Source organism: Geobacter sp. FeAm09, from assembly GCF_008330225.1.
Taxonomy (GTDB): domain Bacteria; phylum Desulfobacterota; class Desulfuromonadia; order Geobacterales; family Pseudopelobacteraceae; genus Oryzomonas.
The window spans coordinates 1,690,120-1,705,842 of record NZ_CP042466.1; the positions used below are offsets into that span (position 1 = coordinate 1,690,120).

Annotated in this window: 15 protein-coding genes; 11 read left to right on the forward strand and 4 right to left on the reverse strand. The window is 60.5% G+C overall.

The features are described from left to right. Together FO488_RS07975 and pssA are read left to right on the forward strand one after the other, a co-directional pair. Entirely contained in the window at positions 1-660 is a 660-nt protein-coding gene (locus FO488_RS07975; protein WP_149210073.1) for a phosphatidylserine decarboxylase family protein, read from the forward strand. Between the two features lie 16 nt (positions 661-676). Then, positions 677-1,471, forward strand: a complete 795-nt coding sequence (gene pssA / locus FO488_RS07980) for a CDP-diacylglycerol--serine O-phosphatidyltransferase (RefSeq protein ID WP_205743381.1) — start codon at positions 677-679, stop codon at positions 1,469-1,471. Between the two features lie 66 nt (positions 1,472-1,537). On the opposite strand, the gene FO488_RS07985 is transcribed toward pssA, so the two are convergent. Further along, positions 1,538-2,008 (reverse strand): metallophosphoesterase, encoded by a 471-nt coding sequence (locus tag FO488_RS07985; RefSeq protein ID WP_149210074.1) that lies wholly within the window; start codon positions 2,006-2,008, stop codon positions 1,538-1,540. A gap of 65 nt (positions 2,009-2,073) precedes the next feature. On the opposite strand from FO488_RS07985, the gene sppA reads away from it, so the two are divergent. Further along, entirely contained in the window at positions 2,074-2,961 is an 888-nt protein-coding gene (sppA, locus tag FO488_RS07990) for a signal peptide peptidase SppA (protein ID WP_149210075.1), read from the forward strand. A gap of 41 nt (positions 2,962-3,002) precedes the next feature. Here sppA and FO488_RS07995 read toward each other — a convergent pair whose 3' ends face one another. Continuing rightward, on the reverse strand, positions 3,003-4,055 hold the full coding sequence (locus FO488_RS07995; protein ID WP_149210076.1) for a 3-deoxy-7-phosphoheptulonate synthase: 1,053 nt from the start codon (positions 4,053-4,055) through the stop codon (positions 3,003-3,005). A 118-nt stretch (positions 4,056-4,173) separates the two neighbouring features. On the opposite strand from FO488_RS07995, the gene FO488_RS08000 reads away from it, so the two are divergent. From FO488_RS08000 to rodA, 7 genes are all read left to right on the forward strand, one after another. Then, positions 4,174-4,803, forward strand: coding sequence for a hypothetical protein (locus FO488_RS08000; protein WP_149210077.1), 630 nt, complete (start codon positions 4,174-4,176; stop codon positions 4,801-4,803). Further along, on the forward strand, positions 4,794-5,375 hold the full coding sequence (gmhB, locus tag FO488_RS08005; RefSeq protein ID WP_149210078.1) for a D-glycero-beta-D-manno-heptose 1,7-bisphosphate 7-phosphatase: 582 nt from the start codon (positions 4,794-4,796) through the stop codon (positions 5,373-5,375). The genes FO488_RS08000 and gmhB overlap by 10 nt, the downstream gene beginning before the upstream one ends. Before the next feature lie 67 nt (positions 5,376-5,442). Beyond that, positions 5,443-6,339 carry a glucose-1-phosphate thymidylyltransferase RfbA gene (gene rfbA, locus FO488_RS08010; RefSeq protein ID WP_149210079.1) on the forward strand — a complete coding sequence of 299 codons (897 nt, stop codon included), beginning with the start codon at positions 5,443-5,445 and terminating at the stop codon, positions 6,337-6,339. A gap of 72 nt (positions 6,340-6,411) precedes the next feature. Further along, a complete protein-coding gene (gene mreC, locus FO488_RS08015) occupies positions 6,412-7,230 on the forward strand; it encodes a rod shape-determining protein MreC (protein WP_149210080.1) in 819 nt (272 codons plus the stop codon). A gap of 7 nt (positions 7,231-7,237) precedes the next feature. Further along, positions 7,238-7,711, forward strand: a complete 474-nt coding sequence (gene mreD / locus FO488_RS08020; protein WP_240732215.1) for a rod shape-determining protein MreD — start codon at positions 7,238-7,240, stop codon at positions 7,709-7,711. Continuing rightward, positions 7,708-9,630: a penicillin-binding protein 2 gene (gene mrdA, locus FO488_RS08025; RefSeq protein ID WP_149210082.1), complete on the forward strand. Its 1,923-nt coding sequence runs from the start codon at positions 7,708-7,710 to the stop codon at positions 9,628-9,630. Before mreD ends, mrdA begins: the two co-directional genes overlap by 4 nt. Beyond that, a complete protein-coding gene (gene rodA, locus FO488_RS08030; protein ID WP_149210083.1) occupies positions 9,623-10,723 on the forward strand; it encodes a rod shape-determining protein RodA in 1,101 nt (366 codons plus the stop codon). Before mrdA ends, rodA begins: the two co-directional genes overlap by 8 nt. 49 nt (positions 10,724-10,772) lie before the next feature. Here the strand turns inward: rodA and ptsP are convergent, their stop codons facing one another. Next, complete coding sequence (ptsP, locus tag FO488_RS08035) at positions 10,773-13,124, reverse strand: phosphoenolpyruvate--protein phosphotransferase (protein ID WP_149210084.1); 2,352 nt, start codon at positions 13,122-13,124, stop codon at positions 10,773-10,775. A gap of 220 nt (positions 13,125-13,344) precedes the next feature. On the opposite strand from ptsP, the gene FO488_RS08040 reads away from it, so the two are divergent. After that, entirely contained in the window at positions 13,345-14,142 is a 798-nt protein-coding gene (locus FO488_RS08040; protein WP_149210085.1) for a lipopolysaccharide assembly protein LapB, read from the forward strand. A gap of 96 nt (positions 14,143-14,238) precedes the next feature. On the opposite strand, the gene FO488_RS08045 is transcribed toward FO488_RS08040, so the two are convergent. Continuing rightward, positions 14,239-15,504, reverse strand: coding sequence for an acetate kinase (locus FO488_RS08045; RefSeq protein WP_149210086.1), 1,266 nt, complete (start codon positions 15,502-15,504; stop codon positions 14,239-14,241). Positions 15,505-15,723: the final 219 nt, after the last annotated feature.

A 15,723-nucleotide genomic window follows, 5' to 3' on the forward strand; every position in this document is an offset into this window, starting at 1 on the left:
ATGAATAACTCGACCCCATTTGCCAGAGAAGGTTATCCCTTCATCATTTGTTCCACCGGATTGACGTTTCTGCTGGCCGTGGCCGCCTGGAAATGGTGCTCACTGGTGCTGGCCGCCCCCGCTGCGCTGGCCTGCGTGGCGACCCTGTTCATCCTTTATTTCTTTCGCAATCCCGAGCGTACCCCGCCTGGCGACGGGCACGCAGTGGTGGCCCCTGCCGACGGGACGGTGATCGTGGCGGAGTGCGTCCCCGATACGCCGCTCGGCACCCCGGCGCTCAAGATCAGTATTTTCATGTCGGTCTTCAACGTGCATGTGAACCGTGTCCCGTTTGACGGCACGGTGGTGGACACGTTCTACCATCGCGGCAAGTTCTTCGATGCCCGTGACGGCCGGGCCTCCTTCGAAAACGAACGCAGCGGCATCGTCCTGGAAACCGCTGGCGGCGTTCGGTTGGCCTTTGTGCAGATTGCCGGCCTGATCGCGCGGCGGATCGTGTGCTACGCCCGAACCGGCGACGCCCTGAAGCGGGGGGAACGTTACGGGCTGATTCGCTTCGGATCAAGGGTGGATGTGTATCTGCCGGTTGACGTACAACCGCTGGTAAAGCTTGGAGATGTGACCGTGGCGGGTGAAACCGTACTGGGGCGTCTCGCCTAGGCGGAGAAAGCGTGGCATGAACTCTGAACTGAATGACAAAAGGGCCGAAAGGGCCGAAAACCTCAAAAAAGGGATTTATATCCTGCCCAATCTGTTTACGACCGGGAGCCTGTTTGCCGGTTTCTACAGTATGGTGGCCAGTCTCAACGGCAATTTCGACATTGCCGCGCTCTGGATCTTCGCCTCTGCCGTTTTTGACGGCCTGGACGGCAAGGTGGCCCGTCTGACCGGAACCACCAGCAAGTTCGGCGTTGAATATGATTCCCTGGCCGATCTGGTGTCGTTCGGGGTGACTCCGGGACTGATGATGTATGCCTGGGCGCTCAAGCCGTTCGGGCGTCTCGGCTGGCTGGCCGCGTTCCTGTTCGTGGTTTGCGGCGCATTGCGCCTGGCGCGTTTCAATGTTCAGGTCAATACGGTGGAGAGCAAGCGCTTCGTGGGCTTGCCCATCCCGGCGGCAGCCAGCACGGTGGCCGCCACCGTCCTGTTGTTCCATCATTGCGGGTGGCCAAGCTCGTACAAGCGGCTGGCAATCCTCGCCTTGATCTACCTCCTGGCCTTCCTGATGGTGTCGGGATTCCGCTATTATTCGTTCAAAGACCCGGCGCTGATCAAGCGGCAGCCCTTCGGCTTCCTGCTTCTGGCCGTGGTGCTGCTGATTGTCGTCGCCGCCGAACCGGCGGTGATGACCTTTGTCATCATGATTGCGTATGTTGTTTCCGGCCCATTGGGATTTGTGGTCGGTTGGCCGCGTCGCCGCCGCTTGGAAAAGGCCGTGCACAAGGGGCATGGAGCCGCCGCCGGCCGCTAGTGTCCTCTGCGGCCTGTCGGTAATTCCGCGCAGCCTGGGCCTACGACAGGGAATGAGACGCGGGGGTCAGGGGAGGTCGTGCAGGTGGGCCTTGATGCACTCTTCCGAGATTTCAATGGTGGCGAACGTCTTGTTGGCCGACGTCCGCGTCAGCGTGCCGGGGTTGAGGAACAGGATGCCGGATGTGGTGATGCAGGTGGCGCGATGGCTGTGACCGAACAGCACTGCGTGGGCGCACAACTCCTCTGCCCGTTGCTTCAACCTTTCCAGCCCGCCCTTGACCCCGTAGGCGTCTCCATGCACCAGCAAAATCCGTTTTCCCTCACACTCCCACAGCATCTCCCGCGGCGCCGAGGTGTCGTGGTCGCAATTGCCGGAAACGGCAATGACGTCCAGATGCATCAGGTTGCGCAGCAGGTTTGCGTCTTCGATGCCGTCGCCGAGATGGATGACGGCGTCCACAGGTTCCGTCAGGCTGTGGGCCTGCACGGCAGGGGCAAAATTGCCGTGGGTATCGGATACGACCAATGCTTTCATGGTGTTAGTGTACCAGAAATCGGGGTGTCATGGCACCCTAAAATCGCCGACCCGGGTGGCCTTACATGTTGAAGAAAATAGCCTTGATCTTCCTTGCCGCCATGGCGGCCTTCCTGATCCTCTTTGCCGGTTCCCTGCTGATCGCCAAGGCGATCATGGGATCAATGGATACAAAACTGGCGGACAAGGAGGGGGTCGGCCTGGTGGAGGTCCGGGGGATGATCCTTGACTCCAGGGACACGATCCGCCAACTGCGCTATTTCCTCAAGCAGGATGCCGTCAAGTCGGTGGTGCTGCGGGTTGATTCACCCGGCGGGGTGGTGGCGCCTTCCCAGGAGATCTACGAAGAGGTCAAAAAGTTCGCCGCCCGGAAGAAGATCATCGTTTCCATGGGGAGCCTGGCCGCCTCGGGCGGCTACTACATCTCCGCTCCGGCCACGCTGATCTATGCCAACCCCGGTACCATTACCGCCAGCATCGGCGTGATCCTCAAGCTTTCCAACATCGAGACGCTGATGGACAAGATCGGCATCAAGTCCTATACCCTCAAAACCGGCAAGTTCAAGGACTCGGGCTCGCCGTTGCGGGAGTTGTCAACGGAGGACCGGGCCATGCTGCAGGCGGTCATCGACAACACCCATGAGCAATTTGTCCGGGCAGTGGCCACCGGGCGCAAGCTGCCGGTGGAGGATGTCCGCAGGATCGCCGACGGCCGCATCCTCTCCGGAGAACAAGCCAAGGGGCTGAAACTGGTGGACCGCCTGGGCACGCTCCAGGACGCCATTGAGGAAGCCGGGCGCCTGGCCGGCATCACCGGCGATCCCGAGGTCATCCGTGCCCCCAAGAAAAAGATCGACTACCTGGATGTGCTGGCCGACGGTATGGAAGGCAAACTGGGCGGCACCCTGAAGAATGCCGCCGGCGGGATGCGGCTGATGTACGAAGCGGAGTAGGGGAGAGCGGCGAGAGCTGCCTCTTCGCCGCCCTGTCGGGGCTATTTCCCCTTTTTCAGCCGGTCGTGGGCGGCGAGGATGATCCGTTCGGTCGTGGCCCAGTCGATACAGGCATCGGTGATGGATACGCCGTATTTCAACTGGCCGGGATCGGCGGCGATCTTCTGGCTCCCGGCCTCCAGATTGCTCTCGATCATGACGCCGGAGATGGAGGTGTTGCCGTCCACGATCTGTTGGATGACGCTCTCCAGAACCTCGGGCTGTTTCTGGTAGTCCTTGTTGGAGTTGCCGTGGCTGCAGTCCACCATGATGGTGGGGAACAGCCCGTTCTTCTTCAGGCTTTCTTCGGTGGCCGCGATGTCCTCCGGGGTGTAGTTGACCCTGCGGGAGCCGCCCCGCAAAACGATGTGGACGTCCGGGTTGCCGCAGGTCTGGATGATGGAGGTGCGCCCCTCCCGGTTGATGCCGAGGAAGCTGTGGGGATGCTGAACCGCCTTCATGGCATCCATGGCGATCTGCAGATTGCCGTCGGTGCCGTTTTTGAAGCCGACCGGGAACGAGAGGCCGCTCGACATCTCCCGGTGGGTCTGGGATTCTGTCGTCCGGGCTCCGATGGCGCCCCAGCTGATCATGTCGGCCAGGTATTCAGGGGTAATCGGGTCCAGCATCTCGGTGGCCACCGGCACGTTCAGGGAGGTGACCTTCAGGAGCAGGCCGCGGGCGATGCCGAGCCCCTTGGAGATCAGGTGGCTGTGGTTCATGTCCGGGTCGTTGATCAGCCCTTTCCACCCGATGGTGGTGCGCGGTTTCTCGAAATAGGTTCTCATGACCAGCAGCAGGTGGTCCTCGACCTTGCGGGACAGGAGCGCCAGGCGTTTGGCGTACTCGATGGCGGCCACGGGGTCGTGGATCGAACAGGGGCCGACCACCACCATCAGGCGCCGGTCGCGGCGATGGATGATCTCCTTGACGCGTTCGCGGCTCGTGTTGACGAACTCGCGGTCACGGTCGGAGAGGGGAAACACCTGGCGCAGGTCGGCGGGGGCGATGACAGGCGTTATGGCGCTGATCTTGAGGTTGTTGGTTTTAATCATAGTGGATTTCGCCTTGTTCGAAAATGTGCTTGCAACGTATGCAAAATAGAATGATTAATGCTGGTTTGTCAAATAGTTGTTTACACTATGCCGTGCGGAGCCCTGAGGAGGGGTTGCTATGTTCTCAAGTGATGTCGCCATCCAATTCCTGACCGTCGGCGGAGTGGCCATTGCCCTCATCGTGGCGGTTGCCTGGTCCACCAAGTCGGTTATCGTCCACGAGGTCAACAAACGGCACGATCTGTTCAAACAGCAGCTTCAACTGGATGTCACCCATACGCTCGAACAGTTCAGGAACGCCCTGACCGAGGAAAAGATGATCTTCGGCGCCATGCAGGACAGCAGGTCGGATTCCCTGGTTCAACTGTACGGCATCATGATCGATATCGGCAAAAACGGCCGGATGCTTTCCCGGCCGGGGCAGAGCAATCTGGCGGCAGTCGTCGCCCTGGCCCAGGACTTCCTCACCTCCCTCCAGGAGTTCTTCGACGTCTACCAGAAGAACGGCATCTATTTCAGCGACGAGTTCTGCTCAGCCATGAATACCTTCATGACCGAGGATGAGGGCATTGTGGCGGAGATCACCGCCACGGTCGGCACCCCGGCCGCCGCATTCCAGGATGAACAGAAGAAGATTGCGGATATTCAACGGTCCTGGGGCACGTTCGAAATGCGGATTCCGGTCATGATAGCGGAAATGAAGAGGGAGTTTCGCCGGCTGGTGGGCGGTTCGAGCAAATGGTTTTAGGCGACGGCGTTGGGAGGCGTGCTGTTTTCGTTGACCGGGACGGCACCATCAATGTGGAGAAGGACTACCTCTACCGGATCGAGGATTTCGAGTTCATCCCCGGGGCGCCGGAGGCGATCAGGCTTTTGAACGAAGCCGGCTTTCTGGTGGTGGTCGTGACGAACCAGTCCGGCGTTGCCCGGGGGTATTACACCGAAGAGGATGTGGAGTCCCTGCACCGCCATATTGACGCCGAACTCGCCAAAACCGGCGCGCGGGTGGATGCGTGGCGGTACTGTCCCCACCATCCGGCGGGCCGTGGCAGTTACTCGCTCCCCTGCCGGTGCCGCAAGCCGTTGCCCGGCATGCTTCTGGATGCGGCCCGCCGCCACACTATCGATCTTGCGGCATCGGTCATGATCGGCGACAAGCTGGCCGACGTGGAGGCCGGGATTGCCGCCGGCTGCCGCACGATCCTGGTGCGAAGCGGCTACGGCGCCGCCGAGGAGGCCCGGGTCTCCCCGGGGACCACGGTGTGCGACGACCTGCTGGCAGCTGTTCTCTCCCTCGTGGGCCAGCGTGATGAGGTTTGACAGGTTGCCGTCCGGCATGTAATAATTCCCGTTCACATTAACTTCCTGAAAAGGAAAAGGATCACCCATGACCCTTGGTATCACCAAAGGCATTATCCTGGCCGGAGGCGCAGGCAGCCGGCTGTTTCCGTTGACCCTGGTGGCCAGCAAACAGCTTCAGCCGGTCTACGACAAGCCGATGATCTACTACCCCCTGGCGACCCTTATGGCGGCCGGTATCAGGGATATCCTGCTGATTTCCACGCCCCACGACACCCCCCGCTTCGAGAAACTTCTGGGGGATGGCTCCCGGTGGGGCATCACCATCACCTATAAGGTCCAGCCCGAGCCCAAGGGGATCGCCCAGGCTTTCCTGGTGGGAGAGGAATTCATCGACCGCAAGCCGGTATGCCTGATCCTGGGCGACAACATCTTCTACGGCAAGATGAACCTGGACCGTATCTTCGCCGAATTTCGGGGCGGGGCGCGCATCTTCGGCTATCAGGTCAACGACCCGGAGCGCTACGGGGTTGTGGAGTTCGACGCATCGGGCAGGGTGCTCAGCATCGAAGAGAAGCCGAAACAACCAAAATCCCACTATGCGGTCCCCGGCCTCTACCTGTATGACGGTACGGTGGTGGATACGGCCAAGTCCATCGTCCCCTCGCCGCGGGGAGAACTCGAGATCACCGACGTCAACACGGCCTACCTGCGCCGGGGAGAGTTGACGGTGGAGCGGTTGGGGCGGGGCATCGCCTGGCTGGACACCGGAACCCACAAGAGCCTCCTGGAAGCCAGCAATTTCATCGAAACCATCGAGTCGCGCCAGGGGCTCAAGATCGCCTGCCTGGAAGAAATCGCCCTGCGGCGCGGGTTTATCGATTGCGCCCGCATGAGGCGGGTCATCGAGGAGACCCCCAATTCGAGTTACCGTGATTATCTCCTGCGGGTATACGGCGAAAACGAACTCTGCGGCAGCAACTAGCACATTGCCGGGAATAAAGCGGGAGACGCCGGACAGCCGGTCTCGTATTACGTTCCCTTCGAGTTGACAGTTATGGATTTTTTCAAGAAATATGCCCTTTTCATCCTGACGGCGGTCGGCATACTTGCGGCCCTGATCTTCTATTCCCTCAACATCCCCCACAAACGCGACGCCAATATGATCGAACGCGGCATCCTGACCGTTTTTGCGCCGATCGCACAGCCGTTTTCCCAGGTGAGCGAGTTTGGCGCGACCGTCTGGACCGACTATCTCAACCTGGTGAACGTGCGTCAGGAGAACCGGCATCTGCTGCAGGAGATCAAGGTGCTCAACAGCCGCCTCATTGCCGCGCAGGAGGCGGTGCTGGCAAACAAGCGCCTGAGCCAGCTTCTGGACGTCAAAAACTCGATCAAGGCGCCGACCGTCGCCGCCAGCGTGATCGGCGAGGATCTGAGCCCCTGGTTCGGGACCCTGGTCATCGACCGGGGAAGCTCCAGCGGGATCACCGAGGGGATGGCCGTGGTGGCGGCTGACGGTATCGTGGGCCAGGTGGTCAAGGTCGCCCCCTCCAGTTCCCGGGTGCTGCTCTTGACCGATCATTCCAGCGGCATTGCCGCCACCATCCAGCGATCCCGCGCCAGGGGCGTGGTCAAGGGGAAGGGGGAAGGGCTCTGCCAACTGGAGTTCACCACCCGCGAGGAAGACGTCAAGGTCGGCGACATGGTGGTATCATCCGGCATCGGCGGGGTGTTCCTGAAGGGACTGCCCATCGGCGAGGTGACCATGGTCAAACGGGGCGAATACGGAATTTTCCAGACCGTCACCATCCGTCCCATCGTGAATATCGCCCACCTGGAGGATGTTCTGGTGATTGGGAATAGTCATGACTAGGGCGGGGGTGGCACTGATCGTCGTCATGCTGGCCGTGGTGTTCCAGGCATCGGTGTTGCCGGTTCATATCGCCTCGCCCTTCAAGCCGGACCTGCTGCTGATCGTCACGGTCTACCTGGCCTTGCGCGGTTCGTTCGCGGCGGGTGCGCCCCTCTCCTGGGGGCTGGGGGCCGTCAAGGATGTGTTCAGCGGACTCTACCTGGGGCTCAATGCCTTCAGTTTTCTCCTCATCTTCCTGGTCATCAAGAACATCTCTGACCGGCTCTATACCGAGAGCGCCCCGCTTTTCGTGATAACCGTGGGCGTGGCGACCCTGAGTTGCGTCTTCATCAATCTGCTTCTGCTGGTCATGTTCACGACATCGCCCGGCATCGCCTACTCCATGAGCGTCGGGCTGGTGCCTCACCTGCTGGTGAATGCCTTCGTAGCTTCCCTTGTTCCCCTGATACCCGGTTTCGACCGTCCGCTGGAAAACCCATGAAAGAACAACGTTTCGTCCGTGAGATTACGGAGTCCAAGAGAAGGATTCTGATCCTCTCCTTTGTGGTGGGCGGCATATTCTTCCTGCTGCTGCTGCGCCTGTGGCACCTGCAGATCCTGAGCGCCGACAATTACCGCAACATGTCGGAAAACAACCGCCTGCGGTTCGTGCCGGTGGCCGCATCCCGTGGGGCCATCATGGACCGCAACGGTACGGTGCTGGTCAGCAACCAGCCTTCCTTCAGCCTGGCGGTGGTGCCCCAGGAGGTGGAGAACAGGGACGAATTGCTCGATCGCCTTGCAAAACTGCTCGGCATGGATCGCGCCGAACTCAGCGAACGTTGGGAGAAGGGAAAGGGGCGGGCCAAGTATTACCCGATCATCCTGGCGTCGAATATCACCCGCGACCAGGTGGAGATCGTGGAGGAAAACCACCTGCGCCTGCCAGGGGTCGAGATCGAGATGAAACCGGTGCGGGAGTACGCCAGCGGCGTTCTGGCGGCCCATTTGCTGGGGTATATCGGCGAGATTTCAGAGGATGAACTGAACGCCAAGGGGTATGAGGAGTACAACCCCGGCGACTATCTCGGCAAGAACGGCATCGAGCGCAGTTGGGAAAAGGAGTTGCACGGCAACGACGGGGGGCGGCAGTTGGAGGTGGATGCGCGCGGCCGGGTCCTGCGGACCATTTCCGAATCCTACCCCACGGTCGGCAACAGCGTGGTGCTGACCATCGACGCGCGTGTCCAGAAACAGGCGGAAAAGGCCTTTGGCGACCAGGCCGGGGCGGCGGTCGCCATGGACGTGAACACCGGCGAGATCCTGGCATTCGTCAGCAACCCGGGGTTCGATCCCGCCCTGTTCAGCGGGAAGATGCCGGCGGATACCTGGAAGGAATACCTGGATGACAAGCGCCACCCCTTGGAGAACAAGGCGCTGACCGGTCAGTACCCACCCGGATCGACTTTCAAGATCATCACCGCCCTGGCTGGCCTGGAGGACGGCAAGATCGACGAGAACACCACCGTGAATTGCAACGGCACCTATGAACTGGGAACCTCCACCTTCAAGTGCTGGAACCGGCATGGCCACGGCGTCACCAACCTCAAGAAGTCGCTGCGCGAGTCGTGCGACGTCTATTACTACCAGTTGGGCGAGCGGCTCGGGGTGGACCGCATCGCGGCCATGGCGAAGAGATTCATGCTCGGCGCGCCCATGGGCATCGGCCTGGCCCATGAGAAGGCGGGTCTGATCCCCACCGCCGACTGGAAACTGAGGCGCTTCGGCAAACGCTGGCTCCACGGCGAGACCGTGCCGGTCTCCATCGGCCAGGGGTATGTGCTGATGACGCCGATCCAGTTGGCCTCCATGATCGCCACGGTGGCCAACGAGGGCAACGTGTATCGCCCCTACCTGGTGAAGCGTATCGTCGATGCCGACGGCAAGCCGCTCAAGGAGTTCAAGCCGGAACTGATGGGCACGACCGGTATCTCGGCGGATAAGTTCAAGCTGGTCAAGCAGGGGCTGTTTGCCGTGGTGAACGAACCGGGCGGGACCGGGGGCGCGGCGCGGCTCTACGATGCGCACGTGGCGGGCAAGACCGGTTCCTCCCAGGTGGTCAAGCTGCGCGACAGCAAACAGGCGACCCCGTACCAGTACCGGGACCACGCCCTGTTCGTGGCCTTCGCCCCCTATGAAAAACCGGAGATCGCCGTGGCGGTGATCGTGGAGCACGGCGAGCACGGCGGCTCGGCCGCCGCCCCCATTGCCGGGCGCATTCTGCGGGCCTGGTTCGACAGCAAGAAGCCGCCCAGGAAAGAACCGGTACGCCTGAAGGGAGACGATGAAGCAGGGGGCGACGACGAACCGGCGCCGCCCGTGAAGAAACAGGGTGTGAATGAGGATCAGGCCGATGATTGACCGCCGACTGCTGACAAATATCGACTGGATGCTGATCGGATTTGTGGCCGCGATCTGCCTGCTGGGCATCATGAACATCTACAGCGCCACGGCGTCCTACAAGATTGTCGGCGCTCCCTACTACCTCAAGCAGTTCAACTGGGTGCTGTTCGGTTTGCTGGTGGTCACGGTGATCTGCAGTATCGATTACCACATCCTGGAGGATTTTTCCTACTGGTTCTACGGCTTTCTGATCGTCCTGCTCGTGGCCGTGCTGGTGGTGGGGCGCCGTTCCATGGGGGCGACACGGTGGCTGAACCTCGGCCTGTTCAACGTGCAGCCGTCGGAGTTGATGAAGATCGTCATCATTGCCACATTTGCCAAGTATTTCAACAATGTGCAGACGGTGGGCGGTTTGAGCGTCAGGGATGTGCTCTTCCCGCTCGGCATCCTGGCGGTGCCGGTCCTGCTCATCATGAAACAGCCCGACCTGGGGACCGCGGTCCTTGTCCTTTTGATCGCCCTTTCCATAGCGGTCTATGTGGGGCTCCGGTGGTCCACGGTGGTCACCTTTGCCGTGGTGACGATGCCGCTTGTCTGGCTGGGCTGGGCAAAATTGCTGCGCCCCTACCAGAAAAACCGCATCCTCGACTTCCTCAACCCGGAGCGTTCGCGCCTGGGAAGCGGCTACCACATAATCCAGAGCAAGATAGCCGTCGGTTCCGGCGGCCTCCTCGGCAAGGGGTTCGTCAAGGGCACCCAGTCCCAGTTGCGCTTTTTGCCGGAGCAGCATACGGACTTCGCCTTTTCCGTATTTGCCGAAGAGTGGGGCTTTATCGGCTGCCTGGTGCTGATCGTCCTCTATCTGATCCTGGTGCTGTGGGGGCTCAACATCGCCCGGCGCTGCAACGACCGGTTCGGCAGCCTGCTGGCGGTGGGGGTGACGGCCATGCTCTTCTGGCACATCGTCATCAATATGGGGATGGTGATCGGCCTGTTTCCGGTGGTGGGGGTGCCGTTGCCGTTCTTCTCCTACGGCGGCACGTCCATGATCACTTCCATGGTGGGGATCGGCATTCTACAGAACATCAGCATGCGGCGGTTCATGTTCTGAGCAGGCCGGGAGGGTCCCGGCGCAGCGGGCAAGACGCGTACGGGAAGGCCTAGACCTGCAGTCTTTTGCGTGCTGCGGCCAGCCGGGCCTTGACGTCGGTACTGCTGGCGCAGGCAAGGACCTGGCGCGCCAGGGCGCGGCACTCGGGGAGGCTGTGGGCGCGGATGGCCTGCTTGACCACCGGGATGCTGGGCGCCGAAAGGCTGAATTCGCGGATACCCATGCCTACCATGAGCAGGGCGTTGATCGGCTCCGTTGCCATCTCGCCGCAGACCGACGCCTTTTTGCCGGCCTTTGACGCCGCATCGGCCACCCGTTTGATGGATTGCAGCACCGCCGGGTGGTACGGGTCGTAATACTGCCGCACCCGGGGATTATTCCGGTCCGCGGCCAGGGTGTACTGGATCAGGTCGTTGGTGCCGATGCTGACGTAATCCACCTCCCTGAGCAGGTGTTCGACGATCTGGACGGCCGCCGGTATTTCGATCATGATCCCCAGCGGGATGTCCTTACGCAGTTCATGTCCCTCCTGTTCCAATTCCTCCCGCACCGAAGCGAGGATCTCCTTCACCTGCCGGATCTCATCCACCGAAGAAATCAGCGGAAACATGATGCTGGGCGTGCCGGCGGGGGAGGAAAGCAGGATTCCGGCCAACTGCTCCCGGAAGATGTCCTGGCGCTCCAGGGAAACGCGGATGGAGCGCCACCCCAGAAACGGGTTGTCTTCCTGGGGGCAGCTGAAGTAGGGCAACGCCTTGTCGCCGCCGATGTCCAGGGTGCGGATATTGACCGATTGCCCGGAGAACGCCCCCAGGATCTTGCGATAGACGGCGGCCTGCTGGTGACGGTCGGGGAAGGTGCTGCGCGTCATGTACGGGAATTCCGTGCGGTAGAGACCGACCCCTTCCGCGCCGTGGGTATTGGCGACCCGCACGTCGGAGACGAGGCCGATATTGGCATTCAGGGTAATGGTGACGTGGTCGCGGGTCACCGCCGGCAGGCCCCGCAGGCCTTCCAGCTCTTTCTGGCGTCCGGCGTGGTCCCGCTCCAACCGCTCGTATTCTTTCTTGATGGCGCCGTCCGGGTTGATGTAAATGTGGCCGGAGGTGCCGTCCACGATGATCTCGTCCTTGACGTTGGAGGCGTCCATGAGCCCCGGTATCCCGAGGACGGCCGGAATACCCAGCGATTTTGCCATGATGGCGACGTGGGAGTACATGTTGCCCTTCTCGGTCACAATGCCGAGGATCTTGTCGTGGTCCAGCATGGCCAGGTCCGAGGGGAAGATCTCATCCGTCGCCAGAACCCGCTTTTCCTTCAGGGTCACCGCCGTTTTGTCGTTCCCCTCCAGGCAGTCGATCAGACGCCGTCCGATGTCCTCCATATCCGCCGACCGGGCACGCAGATAGGGATCTTCCATGGCCGAGAAGGCCTGCACGTAATGATGGACAACCTCGTGCACGGCACGGGTCGCCCCCATGCCCTGATCGATCAGGTCGCAGACCTTGCTGGAAAACCCCCGGTCCTCGAGGATCATCAGGTGGGTGTGGAAAATGGCGGCGTCATCTTCGGAAAGGGTCTCGCTGACCCGTTTCTCCATGTAGAGGGTCTGGATCTTCACCTTTTCCAGGGCCAGGCTGAGCTTGCGGTGTTCATCGGCCTTGGTGCCGACCTTGGCCACCTTGATGACCTTGTCGTTGAAGCGGTCGAGGATGTAGACCTTGCCGCGGCAGAATCCCGCCGAAACGGCGCTGCCGGAGAGCATGCGCGGCGGAGACGAGACCTTTTTGTCGGCTTTTTTCGCGGCCGGCGGTTCGCTCATGGCGTCGCCGTTCATCATTTTGGCCAGTTCCTGCTCAAACCAGGCGCGTTCCTGCTCGGTGCGCTGGATGGAATCGAGCAGGCGGGCGTTGTGCACGATGCTGCTGATCTGGAAGGTAATGGTGCGTAGGGCGCTGATCTCGTCTTCGCTGAAATCCCGCGCCTCGCGGGTCTGGATGACGATGACGCCGATGGGGGTCTTGCGCTCGAACAGCGGCAGGCCGAGAAACGAGAGGAATTTTTCCTCTTTGGATTCCTTGAAGTACTTGTAGCGGGGATGGGCCGGGGCGTTGTCGGTCATGACCATGCCGCGGCTCTCGAACGTAAGGCCGGTGAGCCCCTCGTGGACCTTCATGGATACGCGGTTGACCGATGCCTTGGAAAGCCCCTTGCTGGCCTTCAGCACCAGGGTCTCGCCATCCTGCTCCAGGAGGTAGATCGAGCAGACGTCCGTGCCCATGCGTCTGGCCACGATGGTGACGATATTGTCCAGTGTTTCGTGAAGATCATGGGAATGGAGAATGATGGCGCTGATGTCTTCCAGGGTGCGCAGGCCGATGGAGTGATGGCTCTCTTTCATGAACATCTCCAATGCAAGAATATCTCCAAAGTATAAATTATTTTGTCTCGAAGTAATAGTCTTTAATGATCCTGTTTGATGAAATCGAACCGGCATATGGTATACGGGGGAGGGGGACATTCCGGGGGGGGGCGATCCATTAATTTTGTGGAAACATCGCGGGCAGTTCTGGTATCTTGCCAGCAGCCGTTACCACTACCTGCCATTACAGGAGACAACCATGCCCGACAAACTTCTTCACGAGCTATTGCGTAAAGGTATCGATCTCCTCGAGTCGGGAGATGCTCCGGCGGCGGCCGCCGTCCTGGAGGAGTACCGGAAGGCGTACCCCGATGACCCGGACGGCTGGTTTTGTTGTGGGGACGCCCTGGCTGAGAAGGGGAGCCTGGACGACGCCATCGCCAGTTACCGCGAGGGGCTGCAGCGTGCGCCGGATGATCTGGATGCGCTGACGACCCTGGGGGATCTCTATTTTGAGGCATCCCGGCCCCGGGAGGCCATTGCCAGCTATCAGCGCGTGCTGGATCTGGACCCCAGGGATGCGGATGCACTGGTCAGCATCGGCCTGGTTTACAACAGCCAGGAGCGCGGCGACGATGCCATTCGCGCCTTTCATCAGGCGCTCGAACTGGAGCCGGACAATGTCTTTGCCTGGAATGCCCTGGGAGATGCCCTTTATGGGCAGGATGATGCGGAAGGCGCGGTGGCGGCTTACCGGAAGGGGATAGAGATCGATCCGGAGGATCCCGCCGTTCACTACAATCTGGGGGAGCTGTACTACGACCTTGAAGAGCTGGAGGAGGCCGAAGAGGAGTGCCGCGAGGCGGTCCGGCTCGACCCCTGTTTCAGCATGGCCTACCTGACCCTGGGGGGGATCTGCATGGATCAGGATCGGACCCGGGATGCCGTGCGCTACTTCGAGCAGTACCTCAAATGCGAAAAGTCCCCCCAGGCGGAGGAGATGGTCGCCGAGGTAAAGGCGGTGGTCGAAGGGTTGAAGGAAGAGTTGAAGGAGTGATGCCGTCTCCGGTCGGCAGGAGTTTTGTTTGTCATGAAAAAACCGGCATTTCGCCGGTTTTTTCATGACAGGAGTGCAAGGGTGGGGATGGCTGCGCTATTTGCGGGCAAAGCCCTCTTTGCCGAAGGAGTATTCGAAGTGCATGTGGTCGGTATAGGTGCCGTTCAGGATGGCCACCACATCCTCGGTGAAGACCAGCTCCTCGTCGGTGGGGATCACGAAGACCTTGACCGGCGAATCGTCCGTGGTGATCAGGGACTCCCGCTTGCGCGTCATGGCGTTTTTGTTCCGTTCCCTGTCCAGGATGATGCCCAGGTGCTCCAGCCCCTCGATGGCCTTCTCGCGAATCGGGGCGCCCATCTCGCCGACGCCGGCGGTGAACACCACCGCATCCAGCCTGCCCACAACCGACATGAATGCGCCGATATACTTCTTCAGCCGATAGGCTTCTATTTCCAGGGATAGCTGGCAGCGGGGATCGCCGGCCTGGGCGTGTTCGATCACATCCCGGCGGTCGGTGAACCGTCCGGTGATGCCCATGACGCCGCTCTTTTTGTTGAGGATGCTGTCGATCTCCTTGGCGGACAGATTTTCCTTCTGCATCATGAAGGCGGGGATCGCCGGGTCGATATCGCCGCAGCGCGTCCCCATGACGGCCCCTTCCAGGGGCGTGAGCCCCATGGTGGTATCCACTGAAACGCCGTTTTTGATGGCACAGTGGGAAACGCCGTTGCCGATATGCATGGTGACGATGTTGCACTCTTTGGGAGACTTGCCCAGGAGGACTGCCGCACGTTTGGATACATACAGGTGCGAAGTGCCGTGGAAGCCGTAGCGCCGGACCTGGTACTTCTCGTACCATTCGTAGGGCAGCGGATAGATATAGGCGTGCTCCGGCATGGTCTGGTGGAATGCGGTGTCGAAAATGGCCACGTGGGGGATGGTGGGCATGAGCGTCTGGGCCGCCTCGATCCCCTCGATGTTGGGCGGATTGTGGAGCGGAGCCAGATGCTGGACCTCCTTGACCGCATCGAGGACGTTGTCGTCGATCAGCACCGAACAGGTGAACTTCTCGCCGCCATGCACCACGCGGTGGCCCACGGCGGAGATTTCGGCCACGCTTTTCAGCACGCCGTTGACCGGGTCGGTGACGGTCTTGATGACCAGGTCGATGGCAGCCTGGTGGTTGGGGCAGTCCTGCTCGTAATGGTGGGTCTCGCGACCGGGGACTTCGTGCATGATGAACGAGTCGCCGATGATGACCCGCTCCACCATGCCCTTCGCCACGATCTCCTTGCGCTCCCAGTCGAAGAGCTGGTACTTGACCGAGGAACTCCCGCAGTTCAGCGCCATTATAATCATGCTGTCCTCCCTCGAATAAATAGCGATAAGTTTATAATATCAGTAAAAAAGAATACTCACACTAAAATAACCCGCTAAAATAAAACTGTTTTTGATATATACCGTAGTGCCGTTTTGAATTCAACACATTTCGTAAAAATCCACAATGAGGGGTAACGCAATCTTGACTGGACAACTGATCGGGGACATGGTATACATTAAGATGTTTTCCGCAAGGAA

Bases quoted from the DNA above. Each gene is read 5' to 3' on its own strand.
- FO488_RS08040 (WP_149210085.1), top strand. From the start codon at position 13,345: ATGCCCGACAAACTTCTTCACGAGCTATTGCGTAAAGGTATCGATCTC.
- ptsP (WP_149210084.1), bottom strand. From the start codon at position 13,124: ATGAAAGAGAGCCATCACTCCATCGGCCTGCGCACCCTGGAAGACATC.
- FO488_RS07975 (WP_149210073.1), top strand. From the start codon at position 1: ATGAATAACTCGACCCCATTTGCCAGAGAAGGTTATCCCTTCATCATT.
- mrdA (WP_149210082.1), top strand. From the start codon at position 7,708: ATGAAAGAACAACGTTTCGTCCGTGAGATTACGGAGTCCAAGAGAAGG.
- mreC (WP_149210080.1), top strand. From the start codon at position 6,412: ATGGATTTTTTCAAGAAATATGCCCTTTTCATCCTGACGGCGGTCGGC.
- pssA (WP_205743381.1), top strand. From the start codon at position 677: ATGAACTCTGAACTGAATGACAAAAGGGCCGAAAGGGCCGAAAACCTC.
- FO488_RS08045 (WP_149210086.1), bottom strand. From the start codon at position 15,504: ATGATTATAATGGCGCTGAACTGCGGGAGTTCCTCGGTCAAGTACCAG.
- gmhB (WP_149210078.1), top strand. From the start codon at position 4,794: ATGGTTTTAGGCGACGGCGTTGGGAGGCGTGCTGTTTTCGTTGACCGG.
- sppA (WP_149210075.1), top strand. From the start codon at position 2,074: ATGTTGAAGAAAATAGCCTTGATCTTCCTTGCCGCCATGGCGGCCTTC.
- rodA (WP_149210083.1), top strand. From the start codon at position 9,623: ATGATTGACCGCCGACTGCTGACAAATATCGACTGGATGCTGATCGGA.
- FO488_RS07995 (WP_149210076.1), bottom strand. From the start codon at position 4,055: ATGATTAAAACCAACAACCTCAAGATCAGCGCCATAACGCCTGTCATC.
- FO488_RS08000 (WP_149210077.1), top strand. From the start codon at position 4,174: ATGTTCTCAAGTGATGTCGCCATCCAATTCCTGACCGTCGGCGGAGTG.
- rfbA (WP_149210079.1), top strand. From the start codon at position 5,443: ATGACCCTTGGTATCACCAAAGGCATTATCCTGGCCGGAGGCGCAGGC.
- FO488_RS07985 (WP_149210074.1), bottom strand. From the start codon at position 2,008: ATGAAAGCATTGGTCGTATCCGATACCCACGGCAATTTTGCCCCTGCC.